Consider the following 24729-nt stretch of genomic DNA (forward strand, 5'->3'; position numbering starts at 1 on the left):
CTACGCTGAAAAGACCATGACCTCCTACCTCCTCCGCCGCACTGCGTTCCTGCTGGTGTCGCTGCTGCTCGCGATGGTGGTGCTCTTCTTCCTGCTGCGGGTGCTGCCCGGCGACCCCGCCAATGCGCTGCTGTCGGCCAGCGCGACGCCGGAGCAGATCACGGCGGCGCAGCGACAGGTCGGCAGCAACCTCCCGCTTGCCGAGCAGTTCGTCAACTGGTTCGCCTCGCTCCTCACGCTGAACCTGGGGCAGTCGTTCATCACCTCGCTGCCGGTCGGGCCCGAGATCGCGTCGCGGCTGGCCGTGACCGTGCCGCTCACGCTGCTGTCGTTCGCGCTGGCGCTCGCTCTCGCCCTCCCGATCGGCTTCGTCGCGGCGTGGAAGGCCGACCGCTGGTACGGTCTCGTGCTCTCCGCGTTCTCGCAGCTCGGCATCGCGGTGCCGGTCTTCTGGGTGGGCATTCTGCTCGTCGACGCGTTCGCGATCGACCTGCGCTGGTTCCCCTCAGGAGGGTTCCCGCGCGACGACTGGGCCGATCCCGGCGCGGCGCTGCAGTCGCTGGCGCTACCGGTCGTCACCATCGCGATCGTGATGAGCGCTTCCATCGCGCGGTACGTCCGCAGCGCGACGCTCGACGTCATCGGCAGCGACTACCTCCGCAACGCGCGTGCCCTCGGCTCCGGTTTCGGCCGGGCGATGTGGAGGCACGGGCTGCGCAACGGCGCAGTTCCGATCATCTCCATCCTCGGCATCGAGCTCGCGACGACGTTCCTTGGCGCCGTCGTGGTCGAGAGCGTCTACTCTCTGCCCGGACTCGGGAGCATGCTGCTCAAGGCGATCGAGCAGCACGACTATCCCGACATCCAGGGCATCCTCTTCGTCTCCACGCTGCTGGTGCTCATCGTCGGTTTCATCGCCGACATCGCTCAGCGCCTCATCGACCCGCGGCTGCGGCAGAGCATCTCGGGCAACCGATGAGCGCGGTCGTGGAGCAGGCGGTGCCGGACTCGCGTGAGCGGGCTCGCCGGCGCGCACGGAGGTCGGTCACCCTCGGCGTGGGGCTGACGCTCGTCGGGCTGGTCGTGCTCGTCGCCGCCGTGTCGTTCGTATGGCTCCCGTACGCTCAGGCAGACACCTCGGGCGGCCGGCTGCAGGCGCCCGACCGCGCGCACTGGCTGGGCACCGACCGGTTCGGCCGCGACCTGACCACCCAGCTGATCATCGGCGCCCGGATCGCCCTGGCGGTCGGCCTGGGCGCCGTGGTGATCGGCGCGGTCATCGGCATCACCATCGGGATGCTGGCCGCGTTCGCCAGCCGGTGGCTTGACGACACGATCTCGGCCGTGCTCGACATCATCATCGCGTTCCCCGTCCTCCTGCTCGCGATGCTCATCGTCGCGGCGCAGGGAGCATCGCTGAGCACCGCCATCCTCGCGATCGGCTTGGCGATGTCGGCCGTGGTCGCGCGCCTGACGCGGGTGCTGGCCAAACGCGTTCTCGCGCAGCAGTACGTCACCTCCGCCCGCACGTCCGGAACATCGTGGGCCGGAGTCGTGGGCCGCCACGTCCTCCCGAACATCTGGCCGACGCTGGGCGTGAACCTCGCCCTCCAGTTCGGGGTCGCGGTGCTCGCGGAGGCGAGTCTGTCGTACCTCGGCCTCGGCGCCCCGCCGCCGAACGCGTCGTGGGGCCGGCTCCTGCAGGAGGCTCAGGGCACCGTCGCCGTCGCGCCCGTCGGCGCCGTCGCTCCTGGTGTGGCGCTGGTCGTCCTCGTCGTGGGCGTGAACCTGGTGGCCGATGGTCTGCGCGATGTCGCGGACCCGACACGGAGGAGGTCGCGATGATCCTCGACGTGCAGGAGCTCGGCGTCACCGCCCGCGACGGGTCTGCGCTGGTCGACGGCGTGTCGTTCCGCCTCGACGCCGGCGAGCGGCTGAGCCTGATCGGCGAGTCCGGTTCGGGCAAGTCGCTCACCTCGTTCGCGATCACCGGCCTCCTGCCGGAGGGGCTCACCGCGACAGGCAGCGTGCAGTTGGCCGGAACACAGGTCATCGGGGCGAAGGAGCGCTCGCTGGTCCCGTTGCGCGGGCGCACAACCTCCATCGTCTTCCAGGAGCCGCTGACGGCGCTCGATCCGCTCATGCGCCTCGGCGCCCAGGTCGCGGAGCCGCTGCGACGCCATCTCGGTCTGCGCGGAGCCGTCCTGCGCGACGCGGTCCGCGCTGCTCTCGAGGAGGTGCGGCTGCCCGACCCCGAACGGATCGCGCACGCGTACCCGCACGAGATCTCGGGCGGCCAGCGTCAGCGTGTCGCCATCGCGGCCGCGCTCGCGTGCCGGCCTCAGCTGCTCATCGCCGACGAGCCGACCACCGCGCTCGACGTGACGGTGCAGGCCGACATCCTCGCACTTCTCGACTCGCTCGTGGCCGAGCGCGGCATGGCACTGCTCTTCGTCAGCCACGACCTCGCGGTGGTGTCGAAGCTCACCGAGCGCGCGCTCGTGCTGCGCGCCGGCCGGGTCGTGGAGGAGAACACGATCGAGCGCATCCTGACTGCACCCGCCGATCCCTACACAGCCGAGCTCGTCCGCAGTGCGCGCGAGCTTGATGCCGCACTGGAGGTGCCGTGACCGCTGTCCTCGAACTCCACGACGCCGGGTTCCGTTACCGGCGTGCCGTCGCCTCCGCCCTCGACGGCGTCTCGTTCGCCGTCGAGCCGGGCCGCAGCGTCGGGCTCGTGGGGGAGTCTGGCGCGGGCAAGACCACCGTGCTCTCGCTGCTCCTCGGACTGGCGTCGCCGACCTCCGGCAGCGTGCTTTTCGACGGTGCGCCGCTGGATCGCCGCGACCGCGCCGTGATGCGCGAGTTCCGCCGCAGTGTGCAGACGGTCTTCCAAGACCCGTACTCGTCGCTCGATCCCCGGCAGAGCGTCGGCAGGATCGTCGGCGAACCGCTCGCCGCGCTCCGGATCGCCTCCGGAGCCGACGCGCGCGAACGGGTGGCGGAGGCGCTCGGCGCGGTGTCGCTCCCGGCGGATGCGGCCGGCCGGTACCCCCACGAGTTCTCCGGCGGCCAGCGTCAGCGCATCGCCATCGCGCGCGCGATCGTCTCACGCCCGCGGGTGCTGCTGGCCGACGAGCCGGTGAGCGCGCTCGACGTCACTACGCGAATCCAGATCATCGAGCTGCTCGCCAGGCTGGCCGAGACCGAGGGGATGACCATCGTGATGGTCTCGCACGACCTCAGCGTGGTCGCGTCGTTGTGCGCGCAGACCGTCGTTCTCCAAGGTGGCAGGGTCGTGGAGCAAGGTCGCACGGCCGACGTGCTCGGCTCGCCGGCCGACCCGTACACGCGGCGCCTGCTCGCGTCGGTTCCGCGGCTGCCGGCATAGCGCCGCCCGCTCACCCCGCGTCGGAGACACCCCGCAGCAGGTCGAGCATGAGGTCGAATTGTTCGCGGCCGCGCCCGGACGTCAACGGTCGGCGTGGGCGACGGTGTTCGGGAAGAGGCTCGGGGCAGCATCCGCAGCCGTTCGGCGAGTTCGCCGGGCGTCGCACGCCGGCTCGGCTTAGCGCTCCTCGGCCTGCTGGCGCAGCGACTGCTCCAGCCTGCAGGCGCTCACGCATAGGAACGTCGCGTCGATCGTCCACGCCGGGCGGCCCGGTCGACGCCGCGCAGCCCGGCCGACGCCGGCCACCAGCAGGATCGAGAGCAGCGCCTCGCTGATGCGCCTCGTCTCCTCGCTGTGCGGGGCGAGCCGATCTCCACGGAACACGACTGCGCCCGCTCGAACCGGGAGGGTCCGAGCGGGCGCAGTCGTGGTGAGGAGTGCTACGCGCTGCGGCGGCGTCGACGGATCCCGATCAGGACCGCGGAGCCGAGGGCGGCCAGCAGCGCTCCCAGAGCGATCGTTCCGCCGATGGGGTCGTTGCTGCCCGTCGCCGCCAGGGCCGTGACCGGCGCAGGCGTCGGCGTGGGTGTCGGCGCCGGCGGGAGCGGCGTCACAGCGACATCAGGCCGCACGCCGCCGTTCCCGGCCGCGTCCACGCTCGTCACGGTGACGGGAGAGGTGACGGGAGCGGTCGAGGTGCAGGACCAGGTACCGTCGGCCGCCACCGTGGCGGTGCAGACGGTGCCGCCGCCGGCATCGGTGACCGTGATGGTGTTCCCGGCGTCGCTCGTCCCTTCGCAGGTGATGGTCTGATCCGCGTTGGTCGAGCAGGTGGTCGGTCCGGGGTTCGGCGGGGTGGCGGCAGGCGACGCGATGCCGAGCAGGTTGGTCTGCACGACGTGCACCGGCAGGCTCGTCAACGCTGCGGTCGAGGCGCAGCTCCAGGTGCCGTCGGCGAGAACCGTGGTGGAGCAGACGGCGTTGCCCGCGTCGTCGGTGACCGCGATGGTGCTGTCGACCTCACCGGTGCCGGTGCAGGCGACAGTGCCGTCGACGTTGTAGACGCAGGTCACGCCGGGCGCAGCTGGCGCGGCCGTGTCGACGGTCACAGTGACCGGGGCTGAGAGCGGGTAGCGTGCCAGCGGGTTGCCAGGCTGATCGGTCTGAGAGGCGATGAGCACGTGACCGCCGTCGCCGAGCGCGGGGGAGGGGGTGCACGACCACGTGCCGTCCGGCTGTGCGACGGTGGTGCAGACGGTCACTCCGTCGGCGGTCAGGGTCACGGTGTTGCCCGCGACCGCGGTGCCGGACACGACGGGCGTGCCTGTTCCGACGGTGGTTCCGGTCGCGGGTGAGGTGATTGCGGGTGCCGGCGCCGTCCATTCGATCTGGGCGGTGCCGGAGGCGCCATCTATGCTGCCTGCGCCGACCGTCAGGACTCCTCCCGTGACGGTCGCGCCGATGAAGCCGGAGCCGCCTCCGCCGCCGGCGTCGTCGTTGGGGCCGATGCCGGGCTGAGCCCGACCTCCACCGCCGCCGAAGAAGCCTCCGCCGCCGCCTCCGCCGCCGTCGGTCTCCGGTCCGACACCGGCATCGCCGCCGGCGCCGCCGGCGAACTGCGTGCCCGGCCCGGCGCTCGCGTCGCCGGCGGCACCGCCGGCCGTCTGCGTGCCGCCGCCGCCACCTCCGCCGCCCGTGGCGGAGGTCCCATCAGTGCCGGCGGTGCCTCCGCCGGAGCCGCCGGCCGGGGTGGGACCACCCGCGCCGTCGGCGCCGCCACCGCCTCCGGCGATCAGCAGAGGTGTCGACACCAGCGGTGCGCCCGACCACAGTGCGGTCATGCCGCCTCCGGCGCCGCCGGAGCTGCGCTCGCCGGGTCCGGCCGCGCCGCCGCCTCCGTAGCCGCTCATGTCGCCGACCATCACGCTGATGGTCTGCCCGCCCGTGACCCCGATGGCTCCGGAGGCCAGCCCTCCCGGACCGGCACTGACGCCGCCGAACGCGTCGTTCGCGCCTCCGGAGCCGGCCAGGGTCGCCTCGATGCTCGTCACACCGGCGGGCACGACGAAGGTCTGGTCGCCGCCCGATGCGGTGTAGATCACACAGTTCGTCGCCGGTGGCGTCGGAGTGCACGCTCCGGCGGCCGCCAGCGCGGGAGTGGCTCCGATCGGGAGGACGGCCGCGCCCGCGATCAGTCCCGTGGCCGCGCCCAACCAGGACCAGGAGCGGATCCGGCCGCTCCGGCGCGGCTTCGGCGCGCGCTGCGCCGTCGTTCGTTGATTCGACATTGATCTCCCCTGGTCTGTCGTCCAAGCAGCCGAACGGGGCCGCGTCTGATGGCAGCAGCCCTGGGAATTCCTATGGAAGACCTTTCGCGTCAGCGCTGAAACCACACATATGCTGACAGCATTCCCATCGACTGGCAAGAACCTCCGTGCGGATGGAAACCGATGAGGTTCGCATCCGCAACGGAGGTTCCGTTGGATCGCGGGCGTCCGGGGTGCCCCGGGCGGGGGCTAATCCAGGCCGAGCTTCTTCCGGAGCGACGCCACATGGCCCGTCGCCTTCACGTTGTACAGGGGAAGGCGCACGGTCCCGTCCGGGTTCAGGACGAATGTGGACCGGATGACCCCGGTGACCGTCTTTCCGTAGAGCTTCTTCTCGCCGTAGGCGCCGTAGGCGTTGTGGACGGCGAGGTCCTCGTCCGACAGCAGCGGGAAGTTGAGGCGCTCCTGCTCCTGGAACTCCTTGTTCTTCGCGGGGGCGTCCTTGGAGATGCCGATGACGCGGTAGCCGCTGGACGAGAGGGAGTTGAGGTTGTCGCGGAAGTCGCACGCCTCGGTGGTGCAGCCGGGCGTCATCGCCGCCGGGTAGAAATACACGATCACGTTGTCACCGACGAAGTCGGAGAGCGAGACGGGTACGCCGTCCTGGTCGGCGAGAGTGAATGCGGGTGCGGGCTTTCCAGCCTCGAGTCGAACCTCAGTCATGCCTCCATTCTGCCTCGCGCACCGTCCTCCTCGGTCGCCGAAGCGCGCGCGGCGTGGGTCAGGAGGCGAACGTCGTCAGGAGGCGCTGGAGCGAGTCCAGGCGGGCGCGGCCGGTCTCGCCGAGCCGGTCTTCGTCGACGGCCTCGTTGATCGCGCAGTCCGGAGCGTCGGGGAGGTGGGTGCATCCGCGCGGGCACTCTTCGGCGATCGCCGCGAGATCGGTGAACGCTTTGAGGATGCTGGCCGTGTCGACGTGGCCCAGCCCGAAGGAGCGCACACCGGGTGTGTCGATCACCCAGCCGTGCTCCGTGCCGCTCTGCACGCGTAGCGACACCGTGGAGGACGACGTGTGCCGTCCGCGGCCGGTCACCACGTTGACGTGACCCGTCGCGCGCTTCGCGCCGGGCACGATAGCGTTCACCAGGGTGGACTTGCCCACGCCGGAGTGCCCGACAACGACCGTGTCGTGACCGATCAGCGCGGCGGTGATCTCAGCCACGGGGATGTGATCCTCCCGGCTGGTGAACACCGGCAGGTCGAGGCCCGCGAAGTTGTGGAGGAACGGCGCCGGGTCGGCGAGATCGATCTTGGTGACGCAGAGCATCGGGTCGATCCCCGCGTCGTACGCGGCCACGAGATAACGGTCGACCAGTCGCGTGCGCGGCTCGGGATCGGCCGCGGCGACCACGATGAGCATCTGGTCGGCGTTCGCGACGATCACGCGCTCCACCTCGTCGGTGTCGTCGGCGCTGCGCCGCAGCAGCGTGGTCCGCGGTTCGATGCGCACGATGCGGGCGAGGGTGCCTCCGTCGCCGGAGGTGTCGCCGACCACCGCGACCCGGTCGCCGGTCACGATCGGCTTGCGCCGCAGCTCGCTGGCCCGCGCGGCGACCACGTGCCGCTCGTCGGGGGTGTCCTCGTGGAGCAGCACCGTGTAGCGCCCGCGGTCCACACCGAGCACGCGCGCTATCTCGGCGCCCGCGTGCTCGGGCCGCTGCTTCGACCGGGGCCGATTGCCCTTGGGGTTCGGCCGGCTGCGGATGGTCGACTCGTCGTAGAGGTCGTACTCGTCGTCCTCGTCGTCGTCATCCGACCACCACGACATCTAGGCCGCCGTGCCCTCGTCGAGCATGCGCGTCCACAGCTGGGGGAACTGGGGCAGCGTCTTGGCGGTGGTCGCGATGTTCTCGATCTCGACCCCGGGGACCGCGAGGCCGACGATCGCGCCGGCGGTCGCCATCCTGTGGTCCTCGTAGCTGCGCCAGACGCCGCCGTGCAGCGGGCGCGGCTCGATGCGGAGGCCGTCCTCCAGCTCGGTCACGGCTCCGCCGAGTCCGTTGAGCTCGGCGGCCAGCGCAGCGAGCCGGTCGGTCTCGTGGTGGCGGATGTGCCCGATGCCGGTGATCTCGCTGGGGCCGTCGGCCAGCGCCGCGAGCGCCACGAGCGCCGGCGCGAGCTCGCCGCCGGTGGAGAGGTCGAGCTGCACGCCCCGGATGCGCTCCGGACCGGCGACGGCGAGCCGGTCGCCGTCGCGCGTCACGATCGCGCCGAACAGGGGCAGCAGGTCGGCCAGATCGGCGCCGACCTGCGTCGTGGACTCGGGCCAGCCGGTGATCGTCACCGTGCCGCCCGTGACGACCGCCGCCGCGAGGAACGGCGCGGCGTTCGAGAGGTCGGGCTCGATGTCGACGTCGCGCGCACTGATGCTGCCGGGCTTCACGACCCAACGGCCGGCCTCCGGGGACGCGACGGTCACGCCACGGTCGGCCAGCGCAGCAATGGTCATCTCGATGTGGGGCAGGCTCGGCAGGCGCTTGCCGGAGTGCGTCAGGTCGAGGCCCTCCTCGAACCGGCTCGCCGAGAGCAGGAGAGCGCTGACGAACTGGCTGGAGCTGGAGGCGTCGATCTCGATGGCGCCGCCGGCGACGGCGCCGGTGCCGTGCACCGTGAACGGGAGGGCGCCGAGGCCGTCGTCGTTCACATCGACGCCCAGCGCGCGCAGCGCGACGATGATGGTGCCCATGGGGCGCCCGCGGGCCGAAGCGTCGGCGTCGAACATCGTCGGCCCGAGCGCGAGCCCGGCCACCGGCGGGACGAAGCGCATGACCGTTCCGGCCAGACCGCACTCGATCGTCGTGCTGCCGAGCAGCTCCTCCGCCGGCGTGATCAGCAGGTCGCTGCCGAACTCGCTCGCGCCGGGCTTCTCGACGATCGAGACGCCGAGCGCCCGCAGCGCCTCCACCATGTTCGCGGTGTCGCGCGAGTGCAGGGGAGCGCGCAGCAGCGACGGGCCGTCGGCGAGGGCCGAGAGGACGAGCTCGCGGGCGGTCAGCGACTTGGAGCCGGGCAGCGAGACGGAGGCCGTCACGGGCCCGGCGGCGACCGGCGCGGGCCAGAGCGTGTTCGGCTCGTCGACGCGGTTGTCGCCGTACGGATCGAAGTCGGGGGCGGAATATCTCGAGATCAGCATTGTTGACAAGGGTATCCGTGATCAAGCCCGAAGGAAGGATCAGCACGTGCCCGAAGCCACCGCTGTCCTCGACGAACCGCGCACCCGCGCAGGGGCGTCGAACCCTGGGCACCCGCGCCGGGTCGCGCAGCGCCGGCCGCAACTAGGGCGTGTCTCCCGACTCCGCGCCTACTGCGCTGTCGCTGACGGTCCTCTCGCTGCGTTCTCGTCGGTCATCGATGAGACCCGCATCGACTCCCTCCTCGGCCTTGCGAGACGACCGTCGGCGTCATGCTCGCTACGGCGCGGAGTCGGGAGACACGCCATAGACTGGCCCCTGATGAGCACCGAAATCGAGGACAAAGGCGCGCTGTTCGAAGAGCAGGCGCTGCCTTTCATGGACCAGCTCTACGCGGCCGCCCTCCGCATGACCAGGAACCCGGCGGACGCACAAGACCTGGTACAGGAGACGTATGTCAAGGCGTACGCCGCGTTCGCCCAGTTCCAGCAGGGCACCAACCTGAAGGCCTGGCTCTACCGCATCCTGACGAACACGTTCATCAACACCTATCGCAAGAAGCAGCGCGAGCCGTATCAGGGAACGATCGACGAACTCGAAGACTGGCAGCTCGGAGGTGCGGAGTCGACCACCGCGTCCTCCAGTCGCTCGGCCGAGGCGGAGGCGATCGATCACCTGCCCGACAATGCCGTCAAAGACGCACTTCAGGCCATCCCGGAGGACTTCCGGCTGGCCGTCTACCTCGCCGATGTCGAGGGATTCTCCTACCAGGAGATCGCCGACATCATGAAGACCCCGATCGGCACCGTCATGAGCCGCCTCCACCGCGGGCGACGGATGCTGCGGGAGCTTCTGACCGACTACGCGCACGAGCGCGGGCTCTCGGCGGTCCAGAGCCCGGGCGTGCAGACCACCAGGAGAACGAAATGACCGACTGCGGCTGCGAGAAGGCGAAGGCCGAACTCGAGGAGTACTTGCGCAACGAACTCTGCACCGAAGACGCGGCAGACATACGCGAGCACCTCGCCAACTGCGACGGCTGCTCCAGCGAGGCGCACCTGAATGTCGTGCTCACCGAAGTGGTGCAGCGGGCGTGCAAGGAGACCGCGCCCGAGACGCTGCGCACCGAGGTGCTGCTGCGCATCCGGTCCTTCCAGGCGTCGGCGCACTGAGCTTCGAGCCGCGAGGTCAGGCGATGGAGCCGGGCACCTCGTGCACGAAGAAGAGACCGCCGAAGGGATCGGTGACCTGGGCGAACCGGCCGAACTCGCTGTCCCACGGGTCGCGCACCACGGTGCCGCCCAGCTCCACCACTCGCGCAGTCGCGTCCGCGGCGCTGTCGACGCCGAAATAGACGACCCAGTGCGACGGGACTCCGGGAGGCAGCATCCCGTCGGCGTCGAACACCCCGCCGCTCGGGGAGTCAGGGTCGCCGAACGTCTCGTACCGGAAGTCAGCGGTGTCGCCGAGCACAGTCGTCGTCCAGCCGAACACCCGCTTGTAGAACTCCATCTGGGCCGCGTAGTCGCGCGCGTACAGCTCGTGCCAGGAGAGGCCTCCCACCTCGGCGACGAGCTCGAAGCCACGGTGCTGCTGGGGTTCCCAGAGGCCGACCACCGCGCTGCCTGGATCGGCTACGACCGCCAGGCGGCCTTGGTCGCCCACCGCCATCGTGGGGGAGAGAACCCGGCCACCGGCGTTCGTGGCGGACTTTTCTCCTGCGTCGGCGTCCTCCACCAGCAGGTAGGTGAGCCAGGTGTTCGGCTGTGTTCCCTCCATCGCCTCGCCCAGCCCCGCGACGAGGTGCCCGTCGCGCCGGAACGTCACATACCCGCCATACTCTCCACCGCCGGTCTCGGCCGTCCACCCGAACAGCGACGTGTAGAACTCCCGGGCGCGCGGGAGGTCGGAGGCCGCATAGTCCACCCAGCAGGGCTCTCCGAGGCGATGGTTCGTCACGACGGTCATGGCCACACGGTACCCCGCCGCCGGGCATTGCCGACAGCCCCGTCCGCCGCGACGACGAGAGCACGGCCTTCGTCGGCTGACGAGGTCCGTGCTGACGATCAGCGGGTACCCGGCGGTCAGCGCTGCTGCGCGCGGTCGTACCTCCGCAGCTCGTGCCCGTGCACGGTGATGGCGTAGATCACGATGACGTCGAGCGTGAACACCACGATCGACCACCACGGCTGTGCCGGCAGCGAGAGCAGCTGCGACACCGCGTTGATCGCGACGACGGCGACGGCGAACACCCGCGCCCAGACCCGGCCGTTCGCCAGTGCGATGCCCGCGGCGATCAGCACGATGCCGATCAGCAGGTGCCACCACCCCCACAGCGAGACGTAGAAGACGGTCGTTCCCTCGCGCGTCGTGAAGTACTGGCTCGCCGGGAGCAGGATCGCGAGAATCCCGAACAGGACCTCCAGCGCTCCGCTGAGCAGGATCATGATGGCCGCGAACCAGCCCCACCCGACCCATCCGGTCTGTCGCTCGTCGCTCATGGCAGCCTCCCCGATCGGGCACACCGTACAACTGCGGCGCAGGGTGTGACAACGCCCGACGCGGCGCGCTCGATCCGGGCGCGCTCAGGCGGGCGCCGGCACGGCCGGAGTGCGCGGTAGCAGCAGGGCGGCGATCAGCCCGGTCGCGCCGAGCGCCGCGATGACGGCCATCGCCACGGCGTAGGCGGCGCCGCCTGCGTCGATGTTCGCGACCAGGATGGTGCCGGCGATCGCTGTCCCGAAGGTCGAGCCCAGGTTGGACACGGATCGCGACAGCCCCGAGATCTCGCCCTGCACACTCTCCGGGAACGCTGACTGCACCACGTTCACCGACGGCGTCAGCATGAGTCCGAGGCCTGCGCCGATGAGGAGTAATCCGGGGACGAACGGCCAGCCTCCCGTCGTTCCGAAGGCCAGCCAGATCAGCAGGACGACCCCGGGGACGCACAGCACGAACCCCGTGACGATCAGACTCTTCTGGGCGAACCGCTTGGCGAGGCGCCCGGCGAGCAGGGAGGTCAGCAGCAGACCGACCGTCGCCGCCGTGAAAATCACGCCGGTCTCGATCGCGTTGTAGCCGCGCACGACCTGCAGGTACGCCGACACCGTGAACGACGTCCCCATCAGGATCACCCACTGCAGGTTCTGCGTGATCAACGCGAAGTTCGAGACGCGCACGCGGAAGAGCGCGGTCGAGAGCAGCGGCGCCTTGCCGACGCGCTCCCGGCGGCGCACCCACAGGAAGAAGCCGACGAGGATCGCCACCCCGACGACGACCAGGACGATCATCAGCGGGACGCTCGCGTCGGCCGCGAGGATGCCCATCACGAGCACGAACAGCCCGAGCGCCGAGAGGACGGCGCCCACGGTGTCGAACGGCCGTTTCGGGTCGGCGGGCACCGGATCGGTCAGCGTGCGGCTCAGGAGCAGGATCACCGCGATCACGAGCGCCTGGAACACGAAGGCCGCCCGCCAGGTGATCGCGGTCGTGATGAGACCGCCGATGAGCGGACCCGCGGCCGCCCCGACCCCGCCCATCCCGCTGATGATGCCGAACGCCAGCGCCCGGGTCGGGATGTCGGGCAGATGGATCGTGGTGAGGATGTACACCGGCGGGATGAGCATCGCTGTCCCGAGGCCCTCCAGCAGCGAGTTGCCGAGGATGACCGCCCACAGCCCGGGTGCGAACGCGGTGATCAGCGCGCCGACGCCGTAGACGACGAGACCGATCATGAAGCTGCGCTTGCGTCCGATGTTGTCGGTCAGCTTGCCCATCGGGATCATCAGCGCGGCCATTGTGAGGAGGAACAGCGTGATGCTGAGCTGGATGCCCTCCACCGAGGTGTTCAGATCGCGCGACATGTCGTTGATCATCACGTTCATGTTCGAGCCGGCGAAGCTGCAGATGAACTGCGCGAGCGCAAGCGGCGCGATGATGCGGCGGATGGTCGCATGCGATGCCTCTGCGGTGATTCCGGACATGTCGGCTCCCGGGGGTCTGCTCTGGTGGGAGGCTACTGCGGTCGATCCGCCGGTGCAATCCGGTTGCCGCGATCGCGCAGCGCACGTTGGGTTGCGCCATGACCCGCTCCAAGCCTGACATCTGGAATGGAAAATAGACACAGTGATATGACAGACTAAAGAGCCTGTGCGCTGCAGGCGCATCCCCCAGAAGTCAGGAAACACGTGAAGAGAGCTGAGCGCAGCTACCATCCCTCCAAGCGGCGACGGCCGCGCAGATTCATAGCGTCGGTTCTGGCGTGGACCATCGCCGTCGCGGGCCTCGCCATCGGCGCCACGACGACGACCGCCGAACCGGCCAGCGCGGCACCGCGACTCGAGTGCTCCGAGATCTACGGTCTCGAGGGCGAGGCCCCGCACCGCGTCTGGAAACTCGACCCTAACACCGGCAGCCAGACGGCCGTCGCCTCCTTCGGGGTGTCGGGCACACTGGACGCCCTCGGCATCACGTCTGACGGGCGCAAGGCGTACGGCGCTGTGAACTCGGGCACCGCCGCCCGTGTCTACATGTACGACGTGGAGGCGCGCATCACCTCCCTCCTGGGCAGCGTCCCCTCCGCGATGGCGATCACCCATGGCGCTGTCGATCCCAGAGGAATCTTCTACTTCGGCGGCTTCTCCGGCAGTGTCCTGCAGATCTTCGGTTTCGACCCGGAGGCAGGCCAGAGTCTCGGGCTCGTCGCCTCTGGCGTGGTTCCCAACACCGGCGCTTCAGGTGACTGGGTCTTCGACAGCAACGGCGCCCTCTACGTCCTCGGAGGGACCAACGGCTCGTCGGTTATCTCGGTCATCACACAGCAGCTGCCCCGCACGCCGGGGGAGCGGATCAGCCTGACGGGCACAGAGATCACCCGGGCGACGACGCCCGCCAGTGAGCAGCTCAGCGGCGCGGCATTCGGCTCGGACGGCTACCTGTACGTCAGCAGCGAGAGCTCGATCACACGGATCCACCCCACGACGGGGGCGAACCTGGGAACCACGCGGCTGAACTCCTCCGGCATGGTGGACATGGCGTCGTGTGTGACCCCCAACACCGTCGAAGTGCGGGTGGACTTCGTCGACGGTCGCGCACAACCGGGCGATCAGGTCGAACTGTCCGTGACGGGCGACGGCGTCACCATGGGCAACACGCAGACGACGGCGGGAGACGCGCCGGGATTGCAGCCCCAGGTCGCCGGACCGGTCCTCGTCCTGCCCGGTGCAATCGTCACCCTCTCGGAGACGGGCTCCGGTGCCGACGAACGGAACTACGAGATCCACAATTCCTGTGTCGACCGCAACAACAACGGGCGGGACCTCGGCGTGGGACCCGGCACGCACAGGACCCTCGCCATACCGACCGGCTCCAAAGAGGGAGTGGCCGCGGTCTGCACCTTCAGCAACCGCGCGTACAAGCCGGCGATCGCTCTGACGAAGTCGGCGGACCGTGCCGGGTTGGTGGCGGGTGAGACCGTGACGTACTCGTTCGCGGCGAAGAACACGGGCAATGTGACGTTGACGGATATCGAGGTGCGCGAGGTCGCATTCTCGGGTTCGGCTGCGGTGTCGGCGGTGACGTGCCCGGAGCGCACGGTTGCGCCGGGGGCCTCGGTCACGTGTGCCGCCACGTACGTGGTGTCGCAGGCCGACGTGGATCGCGGATCGGTCGCCAACACGGCGGTCGTGACGGGCCTCCCCCCGGTCGGCGATGCGGTCGAGTCCGCGCCGAGCACTGTCACGCTGACGACGTCGTCGAAGCCCGCGATCACGCTGGAGAAGACGGCCGACCGTGCCGGCCTCGTAGCCGGTGACACCGTGACCTACTCGTTCCTGCTCGCCAACACGGGCAATGTGACCCTGACCCGCGTCGCGGTGCACGAGGAGACGTTCTCCGGTGCCGGCGCGCTGTCGGCGGTGTCGTGCCCCGACAGTGCGGGGACGCTGGCGCCGGGTGCGTCCGTCACCTGCACAGCCTCCTACACGGTCTCGCAGGCGGATCTCGATCGGGGATCGGTGACGAACACGGCGACGGCAACCGCCGCGCCGCCTTCGGGCGCCGCCATCGCGTCCCGGCCGAGCAGCGTCACGCTGACGGCGACCACCCAACCGGGGCTCGCGCTGACGAAGACGGCCGACCGGACAGAGCTGGTCGCGGGCGAGACGGTCTCGTATTCGTTCTCGATGACGAACACCGGAAACGTCACGCTGAAGGATGTCAAGCCGCAGGAGGTCGCGTTCTCGGGAGCGGGTCCGCTGTCGGCGGTCTCGTGCCCGGCCGACGTGAAGACACTGGCGCCAGCCGCAGCGGCGACCTGCGCGGCGACCTATGTCGTGACCCAGGCAGACGTCGATCGCGGCTCGCTGGACAACACCGCGACCGCGACAGGAACCCCGCCCTCCGGCGCCCCTGTCGTCTCCGCGCCGAGCACGGCCACGGTCACGGTCGCCCAGCAACCGGCCATCGGCCTGACGGGAGCCGTCACACCGCAGTCGGGGTCGCACGCCGATGAGGAGGTCGTCTACTCGTTCACCGTGCGCAACACCGGCAACGTCACCCTCACCGACGTCGCGTTGAACCCGCAAGCGTTCAGCGGCTCCGGCGAGCCGGGCCCGATCACCTGTGCACCGGGGCTCGACTCGCTCGCGCCCGGCAAGGACGTCGGTTGCACGATCGAGTACCGGCTGGCGCAGGCCGATGTCGATGCCGGCACCGTGTCGTACACGGCCGACGCGACCGGAATGCCTCCCGCCGGAGCGGACGTCGTGCGTTCCTCGCCCGTGACCCTGGATCTGCCGATCCGTCACGAGCCGGCGCTGACCCTCGTCAAATCCGCGGACAAGCAGGGCCTGGTCGTCGGTGACCTCGTCACCTTCTCGTACGTCGTGACGAACACCGGCAACGTCACCCTGGCGCCGGTGACGCTGACGCTGGTCGACTTCTCCGGCGCGGCCGTGCCGTCCGAGATCACTTGCCCGGCCGAGGCGGCTGCGCTCGCACCGGGCGCGCAGATGATCTGCACCGCCACCTACGTCGTTCAGCAAGACGACGTCGACGCCGGCCAGCTGCTCAGCACCGCGACGGCGACCGGGGCGCCCCTACACGATGACCCCGTGGTGACGCCGCTCGCGGAGGCGCAGCTGGCCCAGGAGGCTGTGCCCTCGCTGACGCTCGTGAAGACGGCGGACCTCGAGAAGATCTACGCCGTGGGGGATGTGGTCACGTACTCGTTCCTCGTCACCAACACGGGAAACGTGAGTGTGTCGGACGTCATGATCGACGAGGTCGCGTTCTCGGGCTCGGGGACGCTCTCCGCTGTGCAGTGCCCGGCTGACGTGAACGTGCTCATCCCGGGTCAGCGGATGACGTGCACGGCGACGTACGCCGCGACTGGTGCCGACCTCGGTGCGGGCACGGTGTCCAACTCCGCGACCGCGAAGGGTGTGTCCGCGGGGGCAGCGGCGGAGGTCGTGTCGGAGTCGTCGACCGCCGAAGTGGAGACGGTTGCGCTCCCCACCGCGACGCTGGCCTCCACCGGCTCGAACATCGCGTCGGGCGCCCTTCTCGCGCTCGGCATGTTCATCGGCCTCGGGAGTCTGTTCGTGATGATCGCGAGACCGAGACAGAAGCGCAGCAACTGACGGCTGCCCGGCACTCAGTCGGGCAGTGAACGGTGAGAAGCCCCGACCCGCCACCGGCGGGTCGGGGCTTCGCCGTGTCGTCCGTGTGGTCGGACGGTGCGGTTACGGTAGCGGTATGGCCATCGACGAATTCCATGTCCACGTTCCCGACGGCGTCCTCACCGATCTACGTGCCCGGCTCGCCCGCACGCATTACCTGCGCTCGCCACGGCCCGGCTGGACGGGTGGGCTCGGCGGCGACGAGCTGCGCGTACTCGTCGACGGTTGGCTGGCGTTCGACTGGCGCGCCGAGGAGGAACGCCTGAACGCGGTGGAGCAGTACACCGCCGACGTGGACGGCCACCGCGTCCACTTCGCGCGCGTACGCGGCACCGGCGACGGTCCGCACAGGCCGTTGCTGCTGCTGCACGGGTGGCCCAGCGCCTATGTCGAGTACCTGCCGCTGGCTGCTCTGCTCAGCGACGCGTTCGACGTCGTCATCCCATCGCTGCCTGGTTTCGTCTACTCGGAGGCGATCGAGCCGCCACTGACTCGGCGCGCGATCGCGGAGGTGCTGCACGGGCTGATGACCGGAGTGCTCGGCTTCGAGCGCTACGCGACGTTCGGCGGCGACATCGGCGGGGGAGCCTCCACCTGGCTCGGCGTCGACCACGCGGCAAGCGTAGTCGGCCTGCAACTGCTGAGTGGGCCGTTTCCCGCCGACGAGACCCCGCAGAGCGACGAGGAGCGCGGCTACCTGGCCGCGCTCGACGAGTACGACCGTCTGGACGGCGGCTACAGCGAGATCATGCTCACCAGGCCGGACACCATCGCGGCAGCGCTGGCGGACTCGCCCGCCGGGCTGCTGGCGTGGATCGCCGACAAGTGGCACGACTGGGTGGACCGTGCGAATGGCGGCTGGGAGCGCGTGGTCGATTCGGGCGTCCTGTATACGATCGCGACACTGTACTGGGCGACCGACAGCATCGGGACGTCTTTCCAGCAGTACTTCGACTACGGGCAGAACCCGCCCCGGCCGCCGATCACAGCGCCGGTCGGGGTCTACCTGGGGCAGGAGCCCGGGTTCTCCGGCTTCCCGCGTTCCCTGGCGGAGCGGGCTGCGCCCGGGCTGCGGGAGTTCGTGCAGGCGCCGGCGGGAGGCCACTTCGCGGCTTTCGAGCATCCTGAGCGCGCGGCGGAGGCGATCCGGGGGTTCCACTCGCGGCTGCGAGAAGACGGCTGACGCGACTGCGCCGGCGTCAGACCGTTCCCAGGAACGACGACACGATGTCGAGCGAGCCGGGCACGATGCGGTAGTACGCCCACGTACCGCGCTTGCTCCGGCTCAGGAAACCCGCTTCGACGAGGATCTTGAGATGGTGCGACACCGTCGGCTGCGAGAGGTCGAGAGGCTCGGTGAGGTCGCAGACGCACGCCTCGCCATCCTCGTGCGCGGCGACCATCGACAGCAGGCGGAGCCGGGCCGGATCGGCCAGCGCTTTCATCGCGCGTGCGACCGAGACGGCGTTCTCCTCGCTGATCACTTCCTTCGTGATCGGCGCGCAGCACGCCTGGAGGTCGCGCAGGGGGAGGAGCTCGATGGTCGCCATGTATCGATCCTCCTCGTTACATTGACAAACGTCAATGCAGTTGTTCATCCTAGGTTCATCGACAAACGTCGATCAAGAAGGGAGAATCACTATGGACTGCTGCGACTCGACCGACTGCCAGCCGCTGCCGGACGGCTCCTGCCCGCCCGACTGCTGCTGACCCCGACCGGGCCGTCGCTCGCCTCAGAGCGACGGCCCTTGCCCACGACACCTCCGGAGAACCGATGACCCACTCCCTCCCCACCGTCCTCTTCGTCTGCGTGCACAACGCCGGCCGCTCGCAGATGGCCGCCGGTTACCTGCGCGAGCTCGCCGGCGACCGTGTGGAAGTGCTCTCCGCCGGTTCCGAGCCCGCCGATCGGCTGAACCCGGTCGCGGTGCAGGCCATGGCCGAGGAAGGCATCGACATCGCGGCGAACACGCCGGCGATCCTCACGACCGACGCGGTGCGCGAGTCCGACGTGGTCATCACGATGGGCTGCGGCGACACCTGCCCGATCTTCCCGGGCAAACGCTACGAGGACTGGGACCTCACCGACCCGGCCGGCCGCCCGATCGAGCAGGTCCGCCCGATCCGCGACGAGATCAAGCGGCGCGTGGAGGTTCTGCTCGCCGAGCTTGGCTGACGCTCCCTCCCGGAACGACAGGAGATTCGGTCCACGCGGGCGGGGCTTCCCCGTCGTTCGGTACGTTTTACAGCGTAAGCACGAACTGGATGAGCGTTTGCCGCCCTCAACTCAACGCCGGGGAACGGGAGAACTGCTCCACCGGCACCAGGACAATCTTGAGGTTTGGCTCTCTCGCTGCTTGTCGGCAGGCCTTTAGAAGAAGTTCTCGATCTTGTTATTAACCCGCGAGTACCTCATCCGGGCTTCAAAAGCCTCGCGCGAATCGTCATCATACGGGGTCGGCTCCAGAAGGGATGCCGACTGGAGGGCAGCTTCAATTCTGCTGATCCGAACATCAAATTCTGTTGCGTGATCTACGAGGCGGTTGAGCATCGGACTCCATGGCTGGGGTACCCCGTATTTGGTGCTCTCGTCATCGCCCGTCTCACTCACGAGAGTAATCAGATAACGTCGGCCGCTATCGGTTTGATCCCAGAGAACACGCCCGAACCGTACGGCCAAAGGGCTATTTTCAACCCCGTGGCGGATGACCGGGAAGTACGATGCTTGATCAGATCTCTCATCTGACGAAATCTCGTAGAGGAAGTCGGCGAATTGATCTTTGTCGCTCGGGATAGGTCTGGTCAGCATCTGGACGAGCTGGACCTCGTCAAACACGTCTTCCTTGTAGAGCTCGGGCGTGATTGAGAAGCCGGGAAAGTCGATCTTGGCTGCGACTAGATTCTCGTGCTCCTCCAGACGCAGAACCGCTGCGGGGCCATCATTCAGATCGAAGGTTGTGCCTTTTACGGTCCACCGCGTTGCGCCTTCGGACACTTGCTCAACACGTTGAGCGCTCTCAATGATGTTCTGAACGGCGGCAACGTTCGGGTCGCGTAGAACAGCTTCGGCGCAACGCAGGAGGCGGGATGTAAAGCGCGACTTTATTGGTTCCGATTCATGTATTTCTGCGACCGCCTCGAGGGAGTCAATTGATAACGACGCGACTCGAACAATTTCAGACATCGGAAACGCTCATTCCTGAAAGTGGGGGGCCAGGCCAGCCCGACGTCGTCGGTGCCTTATCGATGTGGAAATTGAAGATGGTTACCAACGCGTCGAAGACATTGTTTAGCCGAGCCGTGACGTCCGCTGGGAGTGGTTCGTCTCGGGCCCTAGCGGCCTCGAACACAAGATGTGCATGACCCAAAAAGTCTTTACGATAGTCCACTACTTCGCATGATGGCCCACGAACTAGGCCGCAACGCCCCGCCGCTAGGCCGACATATGCCGCGGTGTCTTCATGGCTGACGATTTCGACTCCCTTGTCCTTGCAGAAATCATCCCCCATTTCCTGCCGGATGACCGACAGCTCCCGACTTCCGGCTGGCGGGAAGAATGCGGATTTCTTTAGAGCCGTTCCTGATCTATTGACGTGATACGGCGATTTGATGACGCGGACGAGAAACTCCTCGTCACCAATCTCAATGGGTAAATGCACTACGTGTCTTGAAGTCGCGCTTGGTTGCTTCAGCCTCATCAACAGCTCGGCGCAGCAGTTGCGGAATGCTGCGCGGAATGTCGGTTGCTAGTCCATCAAAGTAGGAAGTCTTGCCGCGCTCTTTGATGTACATAGAGAACCGCGTCTTGCCCACCTCGAGATACGCTTCTGCTGAATCCGTTTCCCATTCCAGCGAAATCGTGCCATTCGAATTTGGGGTGATGTCATTCGGAGTGAGACCCTCAGCCTCGAACTCGCGTAGCGCTTGCCAGGCGTTAAGTCTCGTTGTCTTTGCGGGAGCGATGCCCTTGTAGCCGTCCCAACCATCACCCAAACAAGCAATCTCCTCGAGAGTCCGGGCGCAGAAGGCATGAGTAATGGACTCAGCATTCTTTGCGCGAATACTTGCGACATACCTCGTTCCGGTTTGCAACTGGGTCTCTGCTGCAGGACCAAGCATCCGGTAGGGCTTCGGCATGCTCATAGATCACTCCTCCGCTTTGATCTTGAAGTTTGCCACATGGTTCTGTGTGACGGCAGCCCCCGCAAACGGGTGACCGTCTGCCAGTTCAGACCGCTTACAGCGTCAGCGCTCGCTGGATGAGCACCGACTGCTCCTGCGCGTGACGCTTCGCCGAACCGGCAGCGGGCGACGCCGACGCCGGACGCGAGATCACGCCGATCGGGCGCGGGCCCAGCTTGGAGGTCTCCAGGATGATGAACGGCCACGCTCCCTGGTTCTCTGGCTCGTCCTGCGTCCACACCAGCTCGGCATTGGGGTACGAGTCGGCCACGGCCTTCAGCTCAGCGCCGGGGAGCGGGTAGAACTGCTCCACCCGCACCAGGGCGATCTCGGGGTTCGGGTTCTTCTCCAGCTCGTTCATGAGGTCGTGGTAGAGCTTGCCCGCCATGAACAGCACGCGCTTGACGGCTGCCTTGTCGATGACCCGGGCGTCGTCGATGACCGGCTCGAACTTGCCGCTCGTGAAGTCCGCCACGTCGCTGGAGGCTCCGCGCAGGCGCAGCATCGCCTTCGGGGTGAACACCACTAGCGGCCGGCGCGGCCGGGCGTACGCCTGGCGGCGCAGCAGGTGGAAGTACGATGCCGGAGTCGAGGGACGGGCCACGGTCATGTTGTTCTCGGCGCACAGTTGCAGGTAGCGCTCGATGCGCGCGCTGGAGTGGTCCGGGCCCTGGCCCTCGTAGCCGTGGGGGAGGAGGAGCACGAGCGACGAGCGCTGGCCCCACTTCTGCTCGGCCGACGAGATGAACTCGTCGATGATGATCTGCGCGCCGTTGGCGAAGTCGCCGAACTGCGCCTCCCACAGCACCAGGGCGTCGGGCCGCTCGACCGAGTAGCCGTACTCGAAGCCCATCGCCGCGTACTCGCTCAGCAGCGAGTCGTAGATCCAGATCTTCGCCTGGTTGTCGCTGAGGTTGGCCAGCGGCAGCCACTCCTGGCCGTTCGCCCGGTCGTGGAGCACCGCGTGGCGCTGCACGAAGGTTCCACGGCGGGCGTCCTGGCCGGCGAAGCGGACCGGGGTGCCCTCCAGCAGCACGGAGCCGAGCGCGAGCAACTCGCCGAAGCCCCAGTCGATGCCGCCGTTGCGGCTCATCTCGCTGCGCTTGTTGAGCAGCTGCTGCAGCTTGGGGTGCACGGTGAACCTGGCGGGCGGGTTGTTGAACGCGTCGCCGATGAGCTGGATGACCTGGGCGCTGACCGCTGTCGTGTCCGGCTCGCCCACGTTGTCGTGCTCGTCCTGCTGGGCGATCGCATGCTCGACGTCGGCCGTGGCGTCGCCCTGCGTGATGATCGGCACCGAGTGGGTCTGCGCGGCGTGCGTCTCCATGAACGCGCGCTCCAGGCGGTCCTGGAAGTCGCGGTGCGCGGCCTCGTACTCCTCCTCGGTGATGTCGCCGCGGCCGACGAGTGCCTCGGTGTAGAGGCGGCGCACGGAGCGCTTGGCCTCGATGAGGTTGTACATCAGCGGCTGGGTCATCGACGGGTCGTCGCCCTCGTTGTGACCGCGGCGGCGGTAGACGACGAGGTCGACGACGACGTCGCGCTTGAACTCCTGGCGGTACTCGAAGGCGATCTGCGCCACGCGCACCACCGCTTCGGGGTCGTCGCCGTTCACGTGGAAGATCGGCGCCTGGATGGTCTTCGCCACGTCGGTCGAGTAGACCGACGAGCGGCCCTCGGCCGGCGGCGTGGTGAAGCCGACCTGGTTGTTGATGTTGACGTGGATGGTGCCGCCGGTGCGGTACGCCCGCAGCTGCGACATCTGCATCTGCTCGACCACGATGCCCTGACCGGCCATCGCTGCGTCGCCGTGGATGAGGATCGGCAGGGTGAGGAACGTGCCGGCGGGGCGGCGGTCCTGCTTGGCCCGGACGATGCCCTCCAGGACGCCGTCCGCCGCCTCGAGGTGCGACGGGTTCGCGGCGAGATAGACCGGGATCTCCTCACCGTCGGCGCCCTTGAAGGTGCCCTCGGTGCCGAGGTGGTACTTGACGTCGCCAGAGCCCTGCACGGTGCGCGGGTCCTGCGTCCCCTCGAACTCGCGGAAGATCTGACCGTAGGTCTTACCCGCGATGTTGGTGAGGACGTTCAGGCGACCGCGGTGGGCCATGCCGATCGCTGCCTCGTCGAGCCCGGCCTCCGCAGCGCCCTGCAGGATGGTGTCGAGCAGGGCGATGGTCGACTCGCCGCCCTCGAGGCTGAAGCGCTTCTGGCCGACGTACTTGGTCTGCAGGAAGGTCTCGAACGCCTCGGCCTCGTTGAGCTTGCCGAGGATGCGCAGCTGCTCGTCGTGGCCCGGCTTCTCGTAGGGGCGCTCCAGCTTGTCCTGGAACCACTTGCGCTGGGCCGGGTCCTGGATGTGCATGTACTCGATGCCGACGGTGCGGCAGTACGAGTCGCGGAGCACGCCGAGGATGTCGCGCAGCTTCATCTTGCGCTTGTCGCCGCCGAACGCGCCGGTGACGAACTCGCGGTCGAGGTCCCAGAAGGTGAGGCCGTGGTTCTCGATCTCGAGGTCGGGATGGCTGCGCTGAACGTACTCGAGCGGGTCGATGTCGGCCATCAGGTGGCCGCGCACGCGGTAGGAGTTGATGAGCTCCTGCACCCGGGCGGTCTTGTCGACGGCGCTCGCGAGGTCGACCGAGATGTCGGGGTACCAGTGGATCGGCGTGTACGGGATACGCAGCTCGGCGAAGATGTCCGAGTAGAAGCTGCGCTTGCCGATCAGCAGCTCGTGGACGATCTTGAGGAACTCGCCGGAGCCGGCGCCCTGGATGACGCGGTGGTCGTAGGTGCTGGTCAGCGTGATGGTCTTGCCGATGGCGAGCCCGGCGAGCGTCTTCTCGCTGGAGCCCTGGAACTCGGCAGGGTACTCGAGCGCGCCGACGCCGATGATGGCGCCCTGACCCTTCATCAGACGCGGAACCGAGTGCACGGTGCCGATGCCGCCCGGGTTGGTCAGCGAGATCGAGGTGCCGGCGAAGTCGCCGGCGGTGAGCTTGTTGTTGCGCGCCTTGGAGACGAGGTCTTCGTAGGCGGCCAGGTATTCGCCGAAGCGCATCGTGTCGGCGCGCTTGATGCTCGGCACCAGGAGGGCGCGCGTGCCGTCGGGCTTGGGGAGGTCGATCGCGATTCCGAGGTTGATGTGCGCCGGGGCGACGACGGACGGCTTGCCGTCGACCTCGTCGTAGTAGACGTTCTGGCTCGGGAAGTCTTTGAGCGCCTGGATGAGCGCCCATCCGATCAGGTGGGTGAAGGAGACCTTGCCGCCGCGGGCGCGCTTGAGGTGGTTGTTGATGACGATGCGGTTGTCGATCATCAGCTTGGCCGGGATGGTCCGGACGCTCGTCGCGGTCGGCACGCTGAGCGAGGCGTCCATGTTGGTCGCCAGCGATTTCGCCATGCCGCGCAGCGGGGTGACCCTGTCTGCCTCGGCCTGCTCGAGCGTGGCGCTCGGAGACGTGACGGGCGCGTCGGCCGGGACGGGCTGGGGCTTCGGCGCGATCGAGGTGGTGCGCGCGACCGGCTGCGAGCCGATGATCGGTATGGGTGTGGTGACCGGGCGGGGCTCGGCGGTCGCCGAGGCCTCGGCGGGCGGTGTGGGTGGCTGCGGCGCTCCGGGAGCGGGAGTCGGAGCAGGCGCCGGCTCTGCGGGGGTCGCGGGCACGGTCGGCTCGGCCGGAGTCGGTGCAGTCGGCTCGCTGGGGGTCGGCACGCCCGGTTCGGCTGGAGTCGGGGCGGGGGTCTCACTCGGAGTCGAGGCGCCGGGAGTGGAGGCGCCGGGGGCCGAGGTCTCATCGTCCTTCACGGTCGGCTTGTAGCTCTCCAGGATAGGCCACCACGATTTGTCGACCGAGTTCCTGTCGTGGACGAACTGTTCGTACAGCTCGTCGACGAGCCACTCATTGGCTCCGAACTCGCCCGACGATCCGTCGTCGGTTCCCACACCGGTCAATTGGCTCGACACAGCCGATCGCCCACTCTCTTACGTTGATTTCGTTCCGATCGGGGGTCCGTCG

The 24729-nt window shown here is 68.5% G+C and carries 21 protein-coding genes; 9 read left to right on the forward strand and 12 right to left on the reverse strand.

Features of this window, described 5'->3' with window-relative positions; translation table 11 throughout:
* Positions 1 to 16: 16 nt before the first annotated feature.
* The 4 genes from ACPPVW_RS11680 to ACPPVW_RS11695 are packed head-to-tail and all read left to right on the forward strand — an operon-like array spanning position 17 to position 3391.
* Positions 17 to 979 (forward strand): ABC transporter permease, encoded by a 963-nt coding sequence (locus ACPPVW_RS11680; protein ID WP_426623290.1) that lies wholly within the window; start codon positions 17 to 19, stop codon positions 977 to 979.
* Positions 976 to 1845, forward strand: coding sequence for an ABC transporter permease (locus ACPPVW_RS11685; protein ID WP_426623291.1), 870 nt, complete (start codon positions 976 to 978; stop codon positions 1843 to 1845). The genes ACPPVW_RS11680 and ACPPVW_RS11685 overlap by 4 nt, the downstream gene beginning before the upstream one ends.
* Positions 1842 to 2630 carry an ATP-binding cassette domain-containing protein gene (locus ACPPVW_RS11690; protein ID WP_426623292.1) on the forward strand — a complete coding sequence of 263 codons (789 nt, stop codon included), beginning with the start codon at positions 1842 to 1844 and terminating at the stop codon, positions 2628 to 2630. The genes ACPPVW_RS11685 and ACPPVW_RS11690 overlap by 4 nt, the downstream gene beginning before the upstream one ends.
* On the forward strand, positions 2627 to 3391 hold the full coding sequence (locus ACPPVW_RS11695) for an ABC transporter ATP-binding protein (RefSeq protein WP_426623293.1): 765 nt from the start codon (positions 2627 to 2629) through the stop codon (positions 3389 to 3391). The genes ACPPVW_RS11690 and ACPPVW_RS11695 overlap by 4 nt, the downstream gene beginning before the upstream one ends.
* A gap of 177 nt (positions 3392 to 3568) precedes the next feature.
* Here ACPPVW_RS11695 and ACPPVW_RS11700 read toward each other — a convergent pair whose 3' ends face one another.
* The 5 genes from ACPPVW_RS11700 to aroA form a co-directional block, all read right to left on the reverse strand.
* A complete protein-coding gene (locus ACPPVW_RS11700) occupies positions 3569 to 3775 on the reverse strand; it encodes a hypothetical protein (protein WP_426623294.1) in 207 nt (68 codons plus the stop codon).
* Between the two features lie 56 nt (positions 3776 to 3831).
* Entirely contained in the window at positions 3832 to 5679 is a 1848-nt protein-coding gene (locus ACPPVW_RS11705; protein ID WP_426623295.1) for an Ig-like domain-containing protein, read from the reverse strand.
* Positions 5680 to 5907: 228 nt separating this feature from the next.
* On the reverse strand, positions 5908 to 6381 hold the full coding sequence (gene bcp / locus ACPPVW_RS11710; RefSeq protein ID WP_426623296.1) for a thioredoxin-dependent thiol peroxidase: 474 nt from the start codon (positions 6379 to 6381) through the stop codon (positions 5908 to 5910).
* Between the two features lie 58 nt (positions 6382 to 6439).
* Positions 6440 to 7486, reverse strand: coding sequence for a ribosome small subunit-dependent GTPase A (rsgA, locus tag ACPPVW_RS11715; protein ID WP_426623297.1), 1047 nt, complete (start codon positions 7484 to 7486; stop codon positions 6440 to 6442).
* A complete protein-coding gene (gene aroA, locus ACPPVW_RS11720; RefSeq protein ID WP_426623298.1) occupies positions 7487 to 8851 on the reverse strand; it encodes a 3-phosphoshikimate 1-carboxyvinyltransferase in 1365 nt (454 codons plus the stop codon).
* Between the two features lie 319 nt (positions 8852 to 9170).
* Here aroA and ACPPVW_RS11725 point away from each other — a divergent pair, with 319 nt between their 5' ends.
* Together ACPPVW_RS11725 and ACPPVW_RS11730 are read left to right on the forward strand one after the other, a co-directional pair.
* Positions 9171 to 9779: a sigma-70 family RNA polymerase sigma factor gene (locus ACPPVW_RS11725; RefSeq protein WP_426623299.1), complete on the forward strand. Its 609-nt coding sequence runs from the start codon at positions 9171 to 9173 to the stop codon at positions 9777 to 9779.
* On the forward strand, positions 9776 to 10021 hold the full coding sequence (locus ACPPVW_RS11730; RefSeq protein WP_426623300.1) for a zf-HC2 domain-containing protein: 246 nt from the start codon (positions 9776 to 9778) through the stop codon (positions 10019 to 10021). The genes ACPPVW_RS11725 and ACPPVW_RS11730 overlap by 4 nt, the downstream gene beginning before the upstream one ends.
* A gap of 16 nt (positions 10022 to 10037) precedes the next feature.
* Here ACPPVW_RS11730 and ACPPVW_RS11735 read toward each other — a convergent pair whose 3' ends face one another.
* From ACPPVW_RS11735 to ACPPVW_RS11745, 3 genes are all read right to left on the reverse strand, one after another.
* A complete protein-coding gene (locus tag ACPPVW_RS11735) occupies positions 10038 to 10817 on the reverse strand; it encodes a VOC family protein (RefSeq protein WP_426623301.1) in 780 nt (259 codons plus the stop codon).
* Between the two features lie 116 nt (positions 10818 to 10933).
* Complete coding sequence (locus ACPPVW_RS11740; protein ID WP_426623302.1) at positions 10934 to 11350, reverse strand: DUF7144 family membrane protein; 417 nt, start codon at positions 11348 to 11350, stop codon at positions 10934 to 10936.
* A gap of 84 nt (positions 11351 to 11434) precedes the next feature.
* On the reverse strand, positions 11435 to 12832 hold the full coding sequence (locus ACPPVW_RS11745) for an MFS transporter (protein ID WP_426623303.1): 1398 nt from the start codon (positions 12830 to 12832) through the stop codon (positions 11435 to 11437).
* A 204-nt stretch (positions 12833 to 13036) separates the two neighbouring features.
* On the opposite strand from ACPPVW_RS11745, the gene ACPPVW_RS11750 reads away from it, so the two are divergent.
* Both ACPPVW_RS11750 and ACPPVW_RS11755 read left to right on the forward strand, forming a co-directional pair.
* A complete protein-coding gene (locus tag ACPPVW_RS11750; RefSeq protein WP_426623304.1) occupies positions 13037 to 16489 on the forward strand; it encodes a DUF7507 domain-containing protein in 3453 nt (1150 codons plus the stop codon).
* 115 nt (positions 16490 to 16604) lie between these two features.
* Positions 16605 to 17711, forward strand: coding sequence for an epoxide hydrolase family protein (locus tag ACPPVW_RS11755; RefSeq protein WP_426623305.1), 1107 nt, complete (start codon positions 16605 to 16607; stop codon positions 17709 to 17711).
* Positions 17712 to 17727: 16 nt separating this feature from the next.
* On the opposite strand, the gene ACPPVW_RS11760 is transcribed toward ACPPVW_RS11755, so the two are convergent.
* Complete coding sequence (locus ACPPVW_RS11760; RefSeq protein ID WP_426623306.1) at positions 17728 to 18078, reverse strand: metalloregulator ArsR/SmtB family transcription factor; 351 nt, start codon at positions 18076 to 18078, stop codon at positions 17728 to 17730.
* Positions 18079 to 18302: 224 nt separating this feature from the next.
* Between ACPPVW_RS11760 and ACPPVW_RS11765 the strand changes: the two genes are divergently transcribed.
* Positions 18303 to 18704 carry an arsenate reductase ArsC gene (locus ACPPVW_RS11765; RefSeq protein WP_426623307.1) on the forward strand — a complete coding sequence of 134 codons (402 nt, stop codon included), beginning with the start codon at positions 18303 to 18305 and terminating at the stop codon, positions 18702 to 18704.
* A gap of 195 nt (positions 18705 to 18899) precedes the next feature.
* Here the strand turns inward: ACPPVW_RS11765 and ACPPVW_RS11770 are convergent, their stop codons facing one another.
* The 3 genes from ACPPVW_RS11770 to ACPPVW_RS11780 all read right to left on the reverse strand — a co-directional run bounded on the left by ACPPVW_RS11770 (position 18900) and on the right by ACPPVW_RS11780 (position 24677).
* Positions 18900 to 19712 (reverse strand): hypothetical protein, encoded by an 813-nt coding sequence (locus ACPPVW_RS11770; RefSeq protein WP_426623308.1) that lies wholly within the window; start codon positions 19710 to 19712, stop codon positions 18900 to 18902.
* A gap of 458 nt (positions 19713 to 20170) precedes the next feature.
* Positions 20171 to 20671, reverse strand: a complete 501-nt coding sequence (locus ACPPVW_RS11775) for a hypothetical protein (RefSeq protein WP_426623309.1) — start codon at positions 20669 to 20671, stop codon at positions 20171 to 20173.
* Between the two features lie 94 nt (positions 20672 to 20765).
* Positions 20766 to 24677: a multifunctional oxoglutarate decarboxylase/oxoglutarate dehydrogenase thiamine pyrophosphate-binding subunit/dihydrolipoyllysine-residue succinyltransferase subunit gene (locus tag ACPPVW_RS11780; protein WP_426623310.1), complete on the reverse strand. Its 3912-nt coding sequence runs from the start codon at positions 24675 to 24677 to the stop codon at positions 20766 to 20768.
* Positions 24678 to 24729 lie beyond the last annotated feature (52 nt).

It is taken from the genome of Leifsonia sp. McL0607 (genome assembly GCF_049993355.1).
Taxonomy (GTDB): domain Bacteria; phylum Actinomycetota; class Actinomycetes; order Actinomycetales; family Microbacteriaceae; genus Leifsonia.